At 71.3% G+C, this 15,585-nt stretch carries 15 protein-coding genes, 2 pseudogenes and 1 riboswitch; of the genes and pseudogenes, 10 read left to right on the forward strand and 7 right to left on the reverse strand.

The window, feature by feature from the left end; all coding sequences use genetic code 11:
* Nucleotides 1-48: 48 nt before the first annotated feature.
* Nucleotides 49-201 carry a hypothetical protein gene (locus tag JCR33_RS19455; RefSeq protein ID WP_198883792.1) on the forward strand — a complete coding sequence of 51 codons (153 nt, stop codon included), beginning with the start codon at nucleotides 49-51 and terminating at the stop codon, nucleotides 199-201.
* Between the two features lie 16 nt (nucleotides 202-217).
* Here JCR33_RS19455 and JCR33_RS25675 read toward each other — a convergent pair.
* Nucleotides 218-688: pseudogene (locus tag JCR33_RS25675) on the reverse strand (SDR family oxidoreductase); the annotation flags it as partial.
* A gap of 280 nt (nucleotides 689-968) precedes the next feature.
* Here JCR33_RS25675 and JCR33_RS25090 point away from each other — a divergent pair.
* Together JCR33_RS25090 and JCR33_RS19475 are read left to right on the forward strand one after the other, a co-directional pair.
* Nucleotides 969-1,786: pseudogene (locus JCR33_RS25090) on the forward strand (TRAP transporter large permease subunit).
* Complete coding sequence (locus JCR33_RS19475) at nucleotides 1,783-2,544, forward strand: SDR family NAD(P)-dependent oxidoreductase (protein WP_198883795.1); 762 nt, start codon at nucleotides 1,783-1,785, stop codon at nucleotides 2,542-2,544. Before JCR33_RS25090 ends, JCR33_RS19475 begins: the two are co-directional and overlap by 4 nt.
* 123 nt (nucleotides 2,545-2,667) lie before the next feature.
* Here JCR33_RS19475 and uca read toward each other — a convergent pair whose 3' ends face one another.
* The 4 genes from uca to JCR33_RS19495 all read right to left on the reverse strand — a co-directional run bounded on the left by uca (nucleotide 2,668) and on the right by JCR33_RS19495 (nucleotide 8,539).
* Complete coding sequence (gene uca, locus JCR33_RS19480; RefSeq protein WP_198883796.1) at nucleotides 2,668-6,222, reverse strand: urea carboxylase; 3,555 nt, start codon at nucleotides 6,220-6,222, stop codon at nucleotides 2,668-2,670.
* Nucleotides 6,219-6,851 carry an urea amidolyase associated protein UAAP2 gene (locus JCR33_RS19485; RefSeq protein WP_198883797.1) on the reverse strand — a complete coding sequence of 211 codons (633 nt, stop codon included), beginning with the start codon at nucleotides 6,849-6,851 and terminating at the stop codon, nucleotides 6,219-6,221. The genes uca and JCR33_RS19485 overlap by 4 nt, the downstream gene beginning before the upstream one ends.
* Nucleotides 6,848-7,627 (reverse strand): DUF1989 domain-containing protein, encoded by a 780-nt coding sequence (locus JCR33_RS19490; protein WP_198883798.1) that lies wholly within the window; start codon nucleotides 7,625-7,627, stop codon nucleotides 6,848-6,850. The genes JCR33_RS19485 and JCR33_RS19490 overlap by 4 nt, the downstream gene beginning before the upstream one ends.
* Nucleotides 7,628-7,729: 102 nt before the next feature.
* Nucleotides 7,730-7,831, reverse strand: a riboswitch (guanidine-I (ykkC/yxkD leader).
* Nucleotides 7,832-7,840: 9 nt separating this feature from the next.
* Nucleotides 7,841-8,539 carry a hypothetical protein gene (locus JCR33_RS19495; protein ID WP_198883799.1) on the reverse strand — a complete coding sequence of 233 codons (699 nt, stop codon included), beginning with the start codon at nucleotides 8,537-8,539 and terminating at the stop codon, nucleotides 7,841-7,843.
* Here JCR33_RS19495 and JCR33_RS19500 point away from each other — a divergent pair.
* Nucleotides 8,538-9,209, forward strand: coding sequence for a cysteine hydrolase family protein (locus tag JCR33_RS19500; protein ID WP_198883800.1), 672 nt, complete (start codon nucleotides 8,538-8,540; stop codon nucleotides 9,207-9,209). The genes JCR33_RS19495 and JCR33_RS19500 overlap by 2 nt on opposite strands.
* A gap of 3 nt (nucleotides 9,210-9,212) precedes the next feature.
* Here JCR33_RS19500 and JCR33_RS19505 read toward each other — a convergent pair whose 3' ends face one another.
* Nucleotides 9,213-10,226, reverse strand: a complete 1,014-nt coding sequence (locus JCR33_RS19505) for an SMP-30/gluconolactonase/LRE family protein (protein WP_198883801.1) — start codon at nucleotides 10,224-10,226, stop codon at nucleotides 9,213-9,215.
* A gap of 46 nt (nucleotides 10,227-10,272) precedes the next feature.
* On the opposite strand from JCR33_RS19505, the gene JCR33_RS19510 reads away from it, so the two are divergent.
* The 6 genes from JCR33_RS19510 (at nucleotide 10,273) to JCR33_RS19535 (ending at nucleotide 14,703) form a co-directional block, all read left to right on the forward strand.
* Nucleotides 10,273-11,277, forward strand: coding sequence for an aldo/keto reductase (locus JCR33_RS19510; protein WP_198883802.1), 1,005 nt, complete (start codon nucleotides 10,273-10,275; stop codon nucleotides 11,275-11,277).
* Between the two features lie 110 nt (nucleotides 11,278-11,387).
* Nucleotides 11,388-12,065, forward strand: coding sequence for a glutathione S-transferase family protein (locus JCR33_RS19515; protein WP_198883803.1), 678 nt, complete (start codon nucleotides 11,388-11,390; stop codon nucleotides 12,063-12,065).
* A gap of 97 nt (nucleotides 12,066-12,162) precedes the next feature.
* Complete coding sequence (gene ruvC / locus JCR33_RS19520) at nucleotides 12,163-12,660, forward strand: crossover junction endodeoxyribonuclease RuvC (RefSeq protein ID WP_198883804.1); 498 nt, start codon at nucleotides 12,163-12,165, stop codon at nucleotides 12,658-12,660.
* Nucleotides 12,657-13,259, forward strand: a complete 603-nt coding sequence (gene ruvA / locus JCR33_RS19525; RefSeq protein ID WP_198883805.1) for a Holliday junction branch migration protein RuvA — start codon at nucleotides 12,657-12,659, stop codon at nucleotides 13,257-13,259. Before ruvC ends, ruvA begins: the two co-directional genes overlap by 4 nt.
* Before the next feature lie 55 nt (nucleotides 13,260-13,314).
* Complete coding sequence (gene ruvB / locus JCR33_RS19530) at nucleotides 13,315-14,337, forward strand: Holliday junction branch migration DNA helicase RuvB (RefSeq protein WP_198883806.1); 1,023 nt, start codon at nucleotides 13,315-13,317, stop codon at nucleotides 14,335-14,337.
* Between the two features lie 69 nt (nucleotides 14,338-14,406).
* Nucleotides 14,407-14,703 (forward strand): hypothetical protein, encoded by a 297-nt coding sequence (locus JCR33_RS19535; RefSeq protein ID WP_211110438.1) that lies wholly within the window; start codon nucleotides 14,407-14,409, stop codon nucleotides 14,701-14,703.
* A gap of 118 nt (nucleotides 14,704-14,821) precedes the next feature.
* Here the strand turns inward: JCR33_RS19535 and JCR33_RS19540 are convergent, their stop codons facing one another.
* Nucleotides 14,822-15,580 (reverse strand): 2-keto-4-pentenoate hydratase, encoded by a 759-nt coding sequence (locus JCR33_RS19540; RefSeq protein WP_198883808.1) that lies wholly within the window; start codon nucleotides 15,578-15,580, stop codon nucleotides 14,822-14,824.
* Nucleotides 15,581-15,585: the final 5 nt, after the last annotated feature.

The raw sequence follows: 15,585 nt of genomic DNA on the forward strand, positions 1-15,585 counted from the left end.
ACGGAGCGGGCGGCGGGGCGGCGCCTGGACGGTGGCGCGATCCCGGAGATGTCGAACGTCGCGCTGATGGAGAAGGGGCACACGCTCGGCGCGGGCCAGGCGATCGGTGCGGCGAACGCGGCGGGCTCCACGAAGCGGCCCGGTGGCACGTGGGCAAGGGGGCTCCGGCGGCGCTCCTGGTCGAGCGTGCCGACGGGGTGACGCAGTTCACCAGGGCGCCCCTGGTGGCGAGCTCCTTGGCGAGCGACTTGGCGAAGGCGATCTGCCCCGCCTTCGATGCGGCGCAGGCGCAGACGAAGGGGATGCCGTCCGTGCCGGCGACGGAGGTGACGTTGACGGCGCGGCCGCAGCGGCGTGCCGCCATCTGCGGCACGAGGGCGCTCGCGCAGTCGAAGGTGCCGACGAGGTCGATCGTGAGCACCCTCCGGACGGCCTCGAAGGGGGAGTCGCCCACCGCGGCGCGGGGGCCGAGGATGCCGGCGTTGTTCACCAGGATGTGGATGCGGCCGTAGCGGGCGAGGGTGGCCGTGCCAGCTGCGTTGATGATCGCGGGTCGATGCGCTCGGGCGTGCCGAGGCGCTCGGCGGCGGGCGCCTCGCGGTGGCGGCGCTGACGGTCTCGGCGATGCGCCGTCGGCGAGGAGGGTGCGCCGCCTCCAGCCCGATGCCGCGACCGCCCCCGTCGCCACTGCGACATCGCTGGCAAGCGGTCGTCCTCGCCGACTCCGACAGAAGTCTTTTAATATGAACGTTTTCAATTTTAGAAAGGAGGAGATAATTCGATATTTAGCGTGATATCCCGAGGGAGTGGGCGTTCCGATAAAGGTTCATCTGGAAATTCGTTGAAACGTTTTCATATGCTGCTACAGTCCGCGGAACAGGGAGGAACAATAAGATGACGTCTCGCTGCATTCGCCGTGCTCTGCTGGGCATGGCCGCGCTGCCGGCGGCCGCCGACGCCACGCCTACGTGCGCGGGCTCCTGATCCTCTATGCGATCTCTACCGAGACCGCGATCGTCGGCCTCTTCCTCGCCGGCATCGCGCCGGGCCTGCTGACGGCGGTGCTCTATGCGCTCATGCTCGTCCTGTGGGCGAAGTTCGTGCCGGGGGTGGGGCCGTCCGAGCGACCGGCGCCGACGAGCCTCGGCGACAAGGCGCGGACGCTCTTCGGCTGCCGGGAGATCATCCTCCTCGTCGTTATGGGCACGATCTGTCTCGGCATCGGCATGGCTACCGAGGCGGCGGCCTTCGGGGGCGCGGCGGCGCTTCTCATCGTGCTGATGCGGCCTGCCAACCGCGGGCGGATCAGCGGGCGCGGTCTCGTCGACGTCGGGGCGACGACGTCGTGCGTCTTCCTGCCCGTCATCGGAACGGGGCTCTTCGGCCGCGCGCTCACCACCCCGCAGGTGCCCCAGCCGCTGCCCGAATGGCTGACGGGCTTCGACCTGTCGCGCTGGCAGCTCACATCGCACCCCTCATTGCCTATCTGGTGCTCGGCGTCTTCGTGGATGCCGGCACCATGATGCTGCTCACCTTGCCCATCATCGACCCGGCGGTGCAGCACGCCGGGATCAACCCGATCCTCTTCGGCGTCTTCGTGACGAAGGGCGCCGAGATCGGCGCCATCACGCCGCCGGTGGGGCTCAACACTTTCCTCGTCAAGAACACCGTGCCGGAGATCGACATCATGCGCGCTTTCAGGGGAGCGATTCCCTTCGTGGTCGTGGAGCTCATCATCATTGCGCTCCTCGTTTCCTTCAACGACATCGCACCGGTGCTGGCATGAACCCGGCGCGGCTTCTCGACGGCCGGCGGGTCGTCGTCACCGGGGCGGCGCGCGAGCGGGGCATCGGCCGGGCGACGGCGGCGCTGTTCGCCGCCCACGGGGCGCGCGTTGCGATCCTCGACCTCGCCGGCGAGGCGCCGCAGGCGGCGGCCGACGTCATCGGCAACGGCGCCATCGGGGTGGTCGCCGACGTGACCGACGCGGCGGCCTGCCGCACCGCGATCGCCGAGGTGGTCGACGCCTGGGGCGGGGTCGACGTGCTCGTCAACAACGCCGGCCTCACCCAGCGCCGCGGTCTTCTCGATGTCACCGCGGAGGACTACGAGCTCGTGAGCGGGGTGATCCTCAAGGGCACCATCCAGATGTCGCAGGCCGTGCTGCCGCACATGCCGCGCGGGGCGGCGTCGGCGATCGTCAACGTCTCCTCGCTGTCGGCGCTGCAGGGCGGCGGGGTGTTCGGCGGGCCGCACTATTGCGCGGCGAAGGCCGGCGTGCTCGGCCTGACGCGGGCGATGGCGAAGGAGTTCGGTCCGCAGGGCATCCGCGTGAACGCGGTGGCGCCGGGGCTCACGATGACCGACTTCTCGCGCGGGGCGAACCCGGACGCGAACAAGATCGAGGCGGGCAAGGCCTATCCGCTCGGCCGGCCAGGACGACCCGACGAGATGGCGCAGGCGTGCCTGTTCCTCGCCTCGGAGATGTCCTCCTACATCACCGGGGTGACGCTCGACGTGAACGGTGGCGCCTTCATCCACTGACGCCTCCCGCTCGGGCGGAGTCATTTGAGCGGGAACGACCTGCCCGCGGTCGAGGAGTTGGAGCGTCCCATCTACGCTCGGTAGCGCAGAGGGACGCCCTCGTTCTCCTGGAGGGCGAGCGGCTCAGCCCTCGAGCGTGAGAAGGGCCTCGCCGGCGGCGACCATCTGCCCTTCGGCGACGAGCAGAGTGGCGACGCGGCCGGCCCGCGCGGCGGCGATGGGGATCTCCATCTTCATCGCCTCCAGCACCACGACCGTGTCGCCGGCGGCAACGCTCTCGCCCGCCGCGACGGTGATGCGCCAGACGATACCGGCCATGGTGGCGTCGAGCGTCGGGGCGTCGAGGTCGGGGCGCGGGGCGGCTATCTCCGGCTCGTCCGGCGTCGCGGCGAGGCCGGCCGCCTCCCAGCGGGCCCGCTCGGCGGCGAAGGCGGCCTCGCGGTGGCGGCGGAAGGTGGCGATCTCGTCGGCCGCGCTCGCCATCGCCTGCTTATGCGCGGCGACGGAGAGGGTGCCCTCTTCGATCGCGACGGGCACCCCGCCGTAGGGGAAGGCCTCGCGCATCTCGAGAAGGTCCGCCTCCGACACCGGGTGGAAGCGGATGCGGTCGAAGAAGCGCAGGAGCCAGGGCACCCCGTCGCGGAAGGGAGCGGTACGCCGCCAGGTGTTCCACACCTGCACCGTGCGGCCGACGAACTGGTAGCCGCCCGGACCCTCCATGCCGTAGATGCACAGATAGGCGCCGCCGATCCCCACCGCGTTCTGCGGCGTCCAGGTGCGGGCCGGGTTGTATTTGGTGGTGACGAGGCGGTGACGCGGGTCGAGCGGCGTCGCGACGGGCGCGCCGAGATAGACGTCGCCGAGGCCGTAGACGAGATAGTCGGCGCCGTAGACGATGGCGCGGACCTCGTCGATGCTGTCGAGACCGTTGATGCGGCGGATGAACTCGAGGTTCCACGGGCACCATGGCGCGTCCGGTCGCACGCTCGTCTGATAGCGCTCGGTGGCAAGGCGCGTCTGGCTGTCGTCCCAGGCGAGCGGCAGGTTGACGACGCGGGAGGGGACGACGATGTCGTCCGGCGGCGGCAGCTCCCGTTCCAGCTCGGCGACGATGTCGAGAAGGGCGGGCTCCGACATCGTCATGTTGTCGTAATGGAGCTGCAGCGAGCGGATGCCCGGGGTCACGTCGATGAGGGCGGGAAGCTTCGCCTCCGCGATGCGCTCCATGAGCTGGTGGGCGCGCACCCGCAGCTCGAGGTCGAGGACGTTGTCGCCGAACTCCACGAGGAGGTTGTCCTCGCCGGTGCGGCGGACGGTCATGTCGATCGGGCCCTCGCGGTAGAGGCGGATCGCGGGTTCGAGCGCCACGGGGCGCAGCGCCAGCGGGGCCGGCAGCGCGGCGCCGGCGAGGCCTGCGCCCATCGCCCGCTCGCGCGCCTCCGCCGCGGCGAGGCCGAGGGGGACGAAGCGCACGCTGTCACCCGCCTTGAGCTGGCCGAGGATCCAAAGGTCCGCCTTCGCCACCACGAACGGGCAGACGAAGCCGCCGAGGCTCGGGCCGTCGGGGCCGAGGATGATGGGCATGTCGCCGGTGAAGTCGAGCGCGCCGACGGCGTAGGCGTTGTCGTGGATGTTCGAGGGGTGAAGCCCGGCCTCGCCCCCGTCGGGGCGCGCCCAGCGCGGCTTCGGCCCGGCGAGGCGCACCCCCGTCCGGTCGCTGTTGACGTGGACGCGGTAGGGCTCGGCGGTGAGGGCGGCGATGTCCTCCTCGGCGAAATAGTCCGGCGCGCCGTGCGGACCGTAGAGAACGCCGATGGTCCAGGCGTCGGTGAGGGCCGGGCGGGACGCCTCGGGGATCGCGGTCGGCGCACCGCCGGAGCCGCCGCCGCCGACGGCGAGCACGTCGCCGGCCTTGAGGGCGCCGGGCGCGTGCCCGCCGAAGCCGCCGAGCATGAAGGCGGCGCGGCTGCCGAGATAGGGCGGCACGTCGAAGCCGCCGGCGACGGCGAGATAGGCGCGGTTGCCGGGCCCCGTCACCGGGCCGAGGGCGAGGGTGGCGCCGGCCTCGACCTCGATCGGCACGAAGCGGGCAACGGCGGCGCCGTCGAGCGTCGCTCCCATGTCGGCGCCGGTGAGGGCGATGGTCGCCGCGCCGTGGAAGCGCAGGGTCGGGCCGATGAGCGTCATCTCGAGCGCCGCCGCGTCCTCCGCATTGCCGACGGCGCGATTGGCGAGGCGGTGGGAGAGGGGGTCCATCGGCCCCGACGGCGGCACGCCGACGTGCCAGTAGCCGAGACGGCCCGGCACGTCCTGAAGGCTCGACTGGGCGCCCGGCGCCAGCACCTCGACGGTGCGGGGCGCGAAGCAGAAGTCGGCGAGGGCGCGGGTGGAGACGGCGGCGGTGGCGAACATCTCGGAACGGGCGATGGCGGCGAGATAGTCGAGATTGGTGGCGATGCCGTCGATGCGGGTGGCGGCGAGCGCGTCGGCGAGGCGCGCGACGGCCACCTCGCGCGTCGCACCGTGGACGATGATCTTGGCGATCAGCGGGTCGTAGACGGCGGGCACCTCGCTGCCGGTCTCGACGAAGGTGTCGACGCGCACATCGGGGAAGCGGGCGTTGATGATGCGGCCGGAGGAGGGGCGGAAGTCGCGCGCGGGATCCTCGGCGTAGACGCGCGCTTCGATGGCGTGGCCGGCGGGGGCGGGCGGATCGGGCAGCCGAGCGCCGTCGGCGACGCGGATCATCCACTCGACGAGGTCGAGACCGGTGACGGCTTCGGTGACGGGGTGCTCCACCTGCAGGCGGGTGTTGACCTCGAGGAAATAGAAGCGGTCGGCGGCCGCCTCGTAGATGAACTCCACGGTGCCGGCGGAGCGGTAGCCGACGCTGTCGCCGAGGCGGATCGCGGCGGCCTCCATGGCGGCGAGGGTCGCCGGCGGCAGGAGGGGGGCGGGCGTCTCCTCGACGACCTTCTGGTTGCGGCGCTGGAGCGAGCAGTCGCGCGCGCCGAGGGAGACGACACGGGTCCCGTCGCCGAAGATCTGCACCTCCACGTGTCGCGCGGTGGCGACGTAGCGCTCCAGGAACACGCCGTCGTCGCCGAAGTTGGCGCCGGCGAGGCGGCGCACGCGGGCGTAGAGGTCGGGAAGAGCCTCGGGGGTCTCGCAGAGCTGCAGGCCGATGCCGCCGCCCCCCGCCGTCGACTTCAGCATCAGCGGAAAGCCGATCGCGGCCGCCGCCGTCTCCGCCTCGGCGAGCGAGGCGAGGAGGCTGGTGCCCGGCAGGAGCGGCACGTCGGCCGCCTCCGCCGCCTCGCGCGCGGTGTGCTTGGCGCCGAAGCGGCGGATGTCCTGCGCCCGCGGCCCGATGAAGCGGATCCCCTCGGCCTCGAGCCGCTCGGCGAAGCGCGCATTCTCCGACAGGAAGCCGTAGCCCGGGTGGACCGCGTCGACCCTCTCGGTCCGGCAGGCGGCGAGGAGCGCATCGACGTCGAGATAGCTCTCGGCCGCGGGCGCCGGGCCGAGGCGCACGGCCGCGTCGGCGAGCCCGACATGGGCGGCGTGACGGTCGGCGTCGGAGTAGACGGCGACCGCCGTAAGGCCCATCGCCTTCAGCGTCCGGATGATGCGACAGGCGATCTCGCCCCGGTTGGCGACGAGGACGCGGCCGATCACGCCGGATCCCAGATCAGAACCTCGATGGGGGTCGGGTCGAAGCCGTTGCAGGGATTGTTGATCTGCGGGCAGTTGGAGATCAGGCAGATGACGTCCATCAGCGCCACGAGCTCGACATAGTTGCCGGGCTCCGACAGCCCGTCGACGATTGCGAGACGCCCGTCCGGCTCGATCGGCACGTTCATGAAGAAGTTGATGTTGGAGACGATGTCGCGCTTCTGCATCCCCCAGCGGGCGGCTTCGACGACGAAATTCTCGCGGCAGGCGTGGAGGTGGCGCGTCTCGTGACCGAAGCGGACGGTGTTCGATTCCACCGAGCAGGCGCCGGCGGAGGTGTCGTGATAGCCCACCGTGTCGGCCGTCATCGTCAGCATCGGGTTGCCGTCGTTGGAGATCAGCGTGGTGCCGGCGCGGATGTAGGCGTAGCGGGCGGCCTGAAGGGTGTCCTGGGCGCTGTAGCGCTCGGAGGTGTCGTGGGCGTTGTAGAAGAGGGTGTCGACCGCCTGCTGGCCGCAGCTGTCGACGATGCGAATCGACTGCCCCTTCTTGACGAGGCCCGACCAGCCGAGGGTGGCGGCGATCTCGTGGCGGGCGACGGCGGCGGCGGGGTCGAGAGAGGAGCGTGTCATCGGCCGGCCTCGTTGTTGATGAAGGCGCGTTCGGCCTCGGGCGTCGCGGTGCGGCAGAAGTCGGGCGCGGACGCCGGGCGCCACAGCGTGATGGTGATGGGCCGCGCCTCGGCCGACGGGGCGAGCGGGTGCGGGCAGTTCGCCACGGCGGCGATGAGGTCCATCTCGGCGAGGAGGTCGACGCGGCCGGCGAGCGGGGCGTCGCCCCACACGAGGTTGCCCTCGGCGTCGGTCACGACGGGCGCGAAGAGGCTCATCACCGGGCCGACGTCCCGCTTGCCGAGGCCGTGCTTGGCGGCGGCCTTGATGAAGTGGTCGCGGGCGTTGAACCGGCCGGGGCCGGCGGAGAAGGCGGTGGAGCCGCCGGCGACGAAGTCCATCGCCGCGTCCGGCCCGTCGACGACCGAGGCCATGGCGCGGCCCATGTCGGACAGGAGCACGCGGCCGCGGCCGATGGCGGCGGTCCACTGCACCTTGATGGTGTCGGCCGGGTTGAGGCGCTCGGAGGGGTCGACGGCGCTCCACAGGATCAGCGACGCGCCGGGGGTCGCCGCGGGATTGTCGATGGACAGAATCTCGCCGGCGGCGACGTGGCCGTGCCAGTACCAGTCGGCGGGGATCTCGTCGGTGAAGCGGGCGGCGTCGGCGGGGATGGCGCCGAGGCGGGGGGCGGCGTCGCGCCTCGCCTCGAAGGCACCCTCGGTCTGGCCGGCGGCCTTCAGCTCGCCATAGCGCGCCTTGGCGGCGGCAATGATCTCGGGGGAGAAGGTGGTCACGGCGCTCCTCTCGTCACTGTGCGGGACGCACCCGCGGGGTGGACGATGCGGAGGAGGCGACGGCGACGGGACGGGTCACCGATGCGTTCGACCGCATCAAGGACCTCCCGGGCTTTTGTCCCGCCGTGTACCTGCATGGGCAGGCGGCGGCTCTCGGACCAGCCGCGACGCCGAAGCGCCGCCGGAACCCTAGCCGCTAGCTTTGTTCCGACCTTAGCGGGTCGCGGCGGGGTTGGAAAGCGTGCACCCCTCGCGCCAGGGCAGCGTCGAGTGGAGGATCAGCCAGCGGCCGTCCGCGATCCGGCCGAGCGAGATCTCGCAGTCGAGGAGGGCGGCGGGATCCGCGCCGGCCTCGACGCTCGCGACGAGAGTGCCCGGCGGAGGCGGCACGGGCCGGCGCTCCTCGGCGGAGAGGAACGCGTCGCCGGCCCGCACCACGATGTGGCGCGGCGCGTCGAGCACCACGGCGAGCGGCGCGCCGGGGGCGTCGTCCCACCAGTGCTCGACATAGGCGTGGTGGATGCCGTGCTCGGTCATCATGCGCCGGTCGCGCACGAGGGTGCCCTCGTCGGGCGGGCCCGCGGGCGGCGAGAAGTCGATGCGGCGCTGCCAGTGGGCGTCGTCGCCGCGCCAGCGCAGGGTGCCGGCGAAGCCGCCTTGGCTCGCGAGATAGCGGCGCATCTCGGGGGTGAGATCGGCAAAGCCCGTCACGCCGGTGAAGTCCGGACGGCCGGCGGGCTGGCGCAGGTCGACATAGAGGTGGGCGGTCTGCAGCCACAGGACGCGAGCGGTCGTGTCGTCGGTCCCGTCGGCGCGTTCGAGGGCGAGGCGGCGCCACAGGCCCTGCCACGATTGCGGGACGGGATCATCCCGCCATAGGCTCGCGGCGTCACTGTCCGAAGGGTTAGTCATGAGCCTCACCGTCGATTGCCGTCACGGCCGCACCTTCGCCTTCGATCCGGGGCGGACGGCGCTTCTCGTCATCGACATGCAGCGCGAATTCCTCGATCCGCAAGGGGCGATCGGCGCGGCGGGGGGCGATATTCTCCCGCTCGCCGCGGTGATCCCCAACGTCAAGCGCGTGGTGGAGGCGGCGAGGGGGGCGGGGATCGCCATCGCCCACACCCGCGAGGGTCACGCCCCGGACCTTGCCGACGTGCCGCCCGCCAAGCGCCTGCAATATCTGGAATCGGGCATCGAGATCGGCGCGGAGGGTCCGCTCGGGCGCTTCTTCGTGCGCGGCGAGCGGGGGCACGACTTCGTCGACGAGCTGGCGCCCGCTCCCGGCGAATGGGTGATCGACAAGCCCGGCTTCGGCGCCTTCTACGCGACGGATCTGGAGCACCGGTTGCGGCAACGCGGGATCCGCGACCTGATCCTCACCGGCGTCACCACCCAATGCTGCGTCCACACCACGCTGCGCGAGGCGGTCGATCGCGGCTTCCGCTGCCTCACGGTGGCCGACGCCTGCGCCACCCAGAGCGAGGTGCTGCAGGCGGCGACCTTGGCGATCATCGCGAGCGAGGGCCACCTCTTCGGCTGGATCACCGATACCGATAGGCTGACGGCCGCGCTCGCCTGAGGCTCAGGCGAACGCCGCCGCGACGAGCGGGGCGATGTCGACGCTCTGCTGCGGCAGCGGCAGGCCGGCGACGGGAGCCGGCAGGCTCACGATGGCCTCGCCCGCGAGGCAGCCGAGAAAGATCGTCCGGTGACCCTCGCCGCCGAAGGCGAGGTTGGAGATGTTCTTGAGGCGCCCGGCGTGGTGCGCGTCGAGCAGCTCCCGGGTGAGCGAGCCAGCGCCGTAGGCCCGCTCCATCACGGCGACATAGTCGTCGTCGCGGTCCTGCACCATCAGCGTGCGCGAGCCGTCGGGCAGCACCCGCAGCACGGTGTTGGACACGATGGAGGTCACCCAGAGGCCGCCTTCGACGTCGAAGGCGAGGCCGTCGGGATAGATGCCGTCGCCGTAGCGGGCGACCACCTCGCGGGGGCCGAGGCTACCATCGGGAGCGACGGCGAAGCGGCTCGTCTCGCGGCTGAACGTCTCGTTGACGTAGAGGTGGCGGCCGGCGGCGTCGAAGACGCACTCGTTGGTGTAGCCGAGCCCGTCGGCGACGATGCGCGGTTCGCCGTCGACCGGACAGAGCACGATGAAGCCGTCGCGCACGCCGGCATGGGCGGCGCGGTGGCGCGGCACGTGGCGGGTCGAGACGGTGACGTAGAGCCGGCCTTGCGGGTCCTTGGCGACGAAGTTGGTCGGCGGCAGCGGGGCGCCGTCCGCGGCGGTCAGCACCGGCTCGTCGCGACCGTCGGGGAAGAGGCGGTAGACGCCGCCGTCCTCGGCGCCGAGGTGGGTGAGAAGCACGCTGCCGCCCGCCTCCAGCATGATGCCGTTGGGCTTGAGGCCGGCGCCGGCGCGGCGGGCGAGGACGTGGCCGACGCGGCCGCTCGCGATCTCGACGACGGCGACGCCCCCTTCGTCCGTCCAGTCGGGCACGACGATGCAGCCGCTATCGTGGACGACGACGCACTCGGGACGGTGAAGGCCCGCCCCATGGATCGACAAGGATTCGAGGGGTATGGTCGGTTGCGTCATGACTCAGCGGTACGTCAGATATCGCCTTCATTAAAGCGGGGTAGGAATGAGCGCAACGACACGTCTCGGCCGCAGCGGCCTCACTGTTTCGCGTCTCTGCCTGGGCACGATGACCTTCGGTGCCCGCACCGACGAGACCGAAGCGGCGCGCATCTACGCCCGCGCCCGCGAGGCGGGAATCAACTTCATCGACACCGCCGACAACTATAATGGCGGCCGGTCCGAGGAGGTGACGGGCCGCGTCATCGGCGCCGACCGGGACAACGTCGTCCTCGCGAGCAAGGTGGCGACGCCTTCGAGCGGCGACCCCAACCATCGCGGCCTGTCGCGGTCGTGGATCATGCAGCAGGTGCCGCGCTCGCTGAAGCGTCTCGGCACCGACCGGCTCGACGTCCTCTATCTGCACAAGGAGGACCCGAACACGCCGCTGGAGGAGACGGTGCGCACGCTCGAAGACCTCGTGCGCGGCGGCCTGGTGCGCCACATCGGCGTGTCGAACCACAAGGCGTGGCGGGTGGCGGAGCTGGTACGCTATTGCGACGAGGCGAACATCACTCGGCCGGTGGTGTGCCAGCCTTACTATCACGCGCTGAACCGGGTGATCGAGGTGGAGCTGCTGCCCGCCTGCGACGCGTTCGGCATCTCGGTGTTTCCCTATAGCCCGCTCGCCCGCGGCGTGCTGTCCGGCAAATATGCCGGCGACCAGCTGCCGGCGGACAGCCGCGCCGCCGTGTCGGACGCGCGCATCATGGAGACGGAGTTCAACCCCCTCACCATCGCCGCGGCCAACAAGGTGGTGGAGCGGGCGAGGGGGCTCGGCATCGACCCGCCAGCCTACGCCATCGCCTTCGTACTGGCGAACCCGATGGTGGCGGGCGCCGTGGTGGGCCCGCGCACGGTGGAGCAGCTCGAATCCTATCTCGGCGCCACCGACGTGGCGTGGAGCGCGGACGACGAAGCGGCGATCGACGCGCTGGTGTCACCGGGCTTCCACGCGGTGCCCAACTTCGTCGATCCGCAATACCCGATCGAGGGCCGCCCCATGGGGTGAGGCGGTTGGGGTGAGGCGGCCGCCGCTCGCGAAAATGTGCTATGGCGCCTATTGGTGGGAGAATGCCGGCGGGCTAGGGAACCGGCAACGTTCCAGCCCGCGAGAGGCCTATGATCCGCTTGTTCTTCCACCGCACGCCGAACCCGATGAAGGTCGCCCTTCTCCTCGAGGAGCTCGGCCTCGAATACGACCTCGTGCCCGTCGACACCTATAAGGGCGAGCACCACGCCGAGGCCTTCCACGAGATCAACCCCAACGGCAAGGCGCCGGCGATCCTCGACGACGGGGTGCGGGTGTTCGATTCCAACGCGATCCTGCTCTACCTCGCCGAGAAGCATTCCGCGCTCCTCGGCGAAGCCTCGGACCGGGCCGAGCTGTTGTCGTGGCTCTTCTGGATCGCCTCGGGGCTCGGGCCGTTCTCCGGCCAATGGGTGCACTTCCAGACCGCCGGCGCAGCCGACGGGGGCGACTACGCCAAGCGCCGCTACCGCTTCGAGGCGCACCGCCACTACCGGGTGCTCGACAACCACCTCGCCGGCCGCGCCTACATCGTCGGTGACACCTACACCATCGCCGACGTCGCGGCGTGGGGCTGGATCGACCGCCACGTGCGGGTGCTCGGCGAGGGCGGGCTCGCCGCCTATCCGGAGGTGGCGCGTTGGTTCGCGGCGATGGAGGAGCGTCCGGCGGTCGCCCGCGCCCGCGCCGTCGCCGCGGGGATCGACTTCAAGGTGGATGTCGACGAGGTGACGAAAAAGGCTCTGTTCCCGTCCAACTACGCCGAGTAGACCGGACCGGCCGGGGGCGACCATCGCATCCCGGCTTTGCTGGTGACGGACGGTTCACTCCTCCCCCATAGTGTAGCCGCCTTCGAGGAGGACACCGATGGCGGTCATCATACTGGGGATCGATCCGGGGCTGCGGGCGACCGGCTGGGGCGCGATCCGCGCCGAGGGCTCGGCGCTCGCCTTCCTCGGCGCCGGGACGATCACCTCGGACGCCGCGGAGAGCCTCGCCGAGCGCCTGTCCTGCCTCTACCAGGGCCTGAGCGGGGTCATCGCCGAGATCGCGCCGGACGAGGTGGCGGTGGAAGAGACCTTCGTCTCGCGCGACGGGCGGGCGACGCTGAAGCTCGGACAGGCGCGCGGCATCGCCCTGCTCGCCCCGGCGCAGGCGGGCGTGTCGGTCGCCGAATATGCGCCGAACCTCGTCAAGAAGACCGTCGTGGGAGCCGGCCACGCCGACAAGCACCAGATCCGCCACATGGTGCGCATGCTGTTGCCGAAGGCCGTCGCGAAGACCGAGCACGCCTTCGACGCGCTGGCGATCGCTATCTGCCACGCGAGCCATCGCCGCACGGCGCGGATGAGGATCGCCGCGTGATCGGCCGCCTGCGCGGTGAGGTGGTCGAGTCGGGGGCGGCGGACGTCGCCATCATCGACGTCCACGGCGTGGGCTACGAGGTGCACATGGCAAGCCGCGACCTCGCGGCGCTGCGGCCGGGCGAGACCGTCACCCTGGTGATCGAGACGGTGGTGCGGGAGGACATGATCCGCCTCTACGGCTTCCGCCACGGCACGGCGCGGGACTGGTTCCGCCTCCTCCAGAGCGTGCAGGCGGTGGGGGCGAAGGTGGCGCTCGGGGTGCTCTCGGTGCTGTCGCCCGACGAGCTCGCGACCGCCATCGCCGCCGGCGACCGGGTGGCGGTGGCGCGGGCGCCGGGGGTCGGCAAGCGCGTCGCCGAGCGCATCGTGACGGAGCTGAAGTCGAAGGTGGCGACGATGGCCATGCCGCCGATCGCCGCCACCGCCGACGCGCCGGCGGTGGGCGACGAGGCGCTGGCGGACGCGGTATCGGCGCTCGTCAATCTCGGCTATGACGAGCGGGAGGCGCGGGCCACGGTGATGCGGCTGCGGGCGGCGGCGCCGGAGGCGAGCGCGGCGGAGCTGATCCGCGGCGGCCTCAAGGCGCTCGCGGCGTGACGGCCGGCGCGCTCCCACGCGAACGAACGGCGCGGCGGCGCTGCGAGGCATTGCGATGAACAACCCCGCCCTTTCCCCCGAGGCGCAGAGCGACGACTACGACGCGGCGCTGCGCCCCCAGCGGCTCGCCGAGTTCGTGGGTCAGCCGGCCGCGCGCGCCAATCTCGACGTGTTCGTGAAGGCGGCCCGCTCGCGCGGCGACGCGCTCGACCACGTGCTCCTCGTCGGCCCGCCGGGGCTCGGCAAGACGACGCTCGCCCAGATCGTCGCCAAGGAGCTCGGCGTCAACTTCCGCTCCACCTCCGGCCCGGTGATCGCGAAGGCCGGCGATCTCGCCGCCCTCCTCACCAACCTCGAGGAGCGCGACGTTCTGTTCATCGACGAGATCCACCGCCTGTCGCCGCACGTGGAGGAGATCCTCTATCCGGCGATGGAGGATTTTCAGCTCGACCTCATCATCGGCGAGGGCCCGGCGGCGCGCTCGGTGAAGATCGACCTCTCCCGCTTCACCCTCGTCGCGGCGACGACGCGGCTGGGGCTTCTGACGACGCCGCTGCGCGACCGCTTCGGCATTCCGCTGCGGCTGGAATTTTATTCCGACGAGGACCTCGCCTTCATCGTGTCGCGCGGGGCGCGGCTCCTCGGCATCACCACCACCGAGGACGGGGCGCGGGAGATCGCGCGGCGGGCGCGGGGAACGCCGCGCATCGCCAACCGCCTGCTGCGCCGGGTGCGGGACTTCGCCATCGTCGGCGGGGCGGATGCCATCGACCGGGAGGTGGCGGACACCGCCCTCCTGCGCCTCGACGTGGACGCGGCGGGGCTCGACCTCCTCGACCGGCGCTATCTGGGGCTGATCGCCGAGCACTATGGCGGCGGGCCGGTGGGCATCGAGACGCTGGCTGCGGCGCTGTCGGAGCCGCGCGACGCGCTGGAGGACATCGTCGAGCCCTACCTGTTGCAGCAGGGCTACCTGCAGCGCACGCCGCGGGGGCGGCTCCTCACGGCGCGGGCGTTCACCCACCTCGGCCTGCCGACCCCGTCGGGCGGACCGCAGTCGACGCTTTTCGACGGCTGATTTATTAATCAGAGGTTGCGGAGTTGTGGATAACTCCGTAAGATTGTGCTCGCGACGGTGGAGGGCACAATGGCGATCATGTTGAAGCTGATTGGCACGCTGATGGTGCTGTGTGGGTTCGTCGTCGGCTTTGCGGCGTCCGCCATGGATCCGCTGTGGCTGATGACGGTGTTGTCGAGTGCGTTCGTCGTGTTCGTGGCGGGGATCCTGGTGGTGGCGCTCGGGCTGGTGCTCGACCGGCTGCGCGCCATCGACAATGCGGTGACCGCTCAGTTCAAGCTGTTGGAAGACTACCGGAAGTTGCGGCTTCCGGAGGACCGGCCGGCGCGCAATCGCCTGCCCACCGCCGCCTACCGGGCGGCCTGATCCCGTCGCCACGCCTTGTCCGCGGCGTGGCGGTCGGAACGCGGGGCGCTGGAGGGGAGCGCCCCGCGTCTTCCAAGCGGAATGCCCCGATCAGGCCCCTCGGATCAGGGCTTCCGGATTACGACCAGGGTACGTCGAGGCGGGCGGCCACCTTGCCGACGCCTTCGAACTCCACGATCACGAGGCCGGGTCCGGTGGGCGTCGGCTTGGTGTGGGTGCCGGTGGTGATGATCATGCCGGCAGGCAGCGTCTCCCCCCGCTCGGTGACGAAGTGGGAGAGGAACGAGACCACGGCAAGCGGGTCGGGCCGTCCTTCCGGAGGCAGGCTCTCGACGATGCCGCCGCCGCCGAGCTGCGTGGTGACGGGGGCGGAGACGGCGGCCTCGTAGCCGTCCATCGCCATCAGCGGGCCCACGATGAGGGCGCCGCAGGAGTTCATGTCGGCGATGACGCCCGAGGGCACCATCGCCGGCTTGTCGACATAGCGCGTATCGGCGATCTCGATGGCGAGGCGGAAGCCGGCGCAGGCGCCGAACACCTCGTCGGGCGACACCGGCCCCTCGATGGGGGCGGCGAGCTCCAGCGCGATCTCGGCCTCGGCCTCAGGCTTATAGAAGGCCTTGGCGGGGAAGACGTGATCGGCGGGGAAGATCATCCCGTCGAGGAGCGGCGCCACGGTCGGCGCGTCGATGCCGGCGGCGGCCTGCGCCGCCGGGGTGGTCTGGGCGAGCTTCCAGCCGATGACGGCGCCGCCGAGAGCCGCCCGCACCGCGTCCTGCAGGGCGTAGCCGGCGACGACGTCGGCCGGCTTGTTCTCGAGTTCGGCGATGGGGCCGGCGCCCTTGAAGGCGGCGGCGAGGGAGGCGGCGTCGTTCATCGATG

The organism is Acuticoccus mangrovi, from assembly GCF_016411865.1.
GTDB lineage: Bacteria > Pseudomonadota > Alphaproteobacteria > Rhizobiales > Amorphaceae > Acuticoccus > Acuticoccus mangrovi.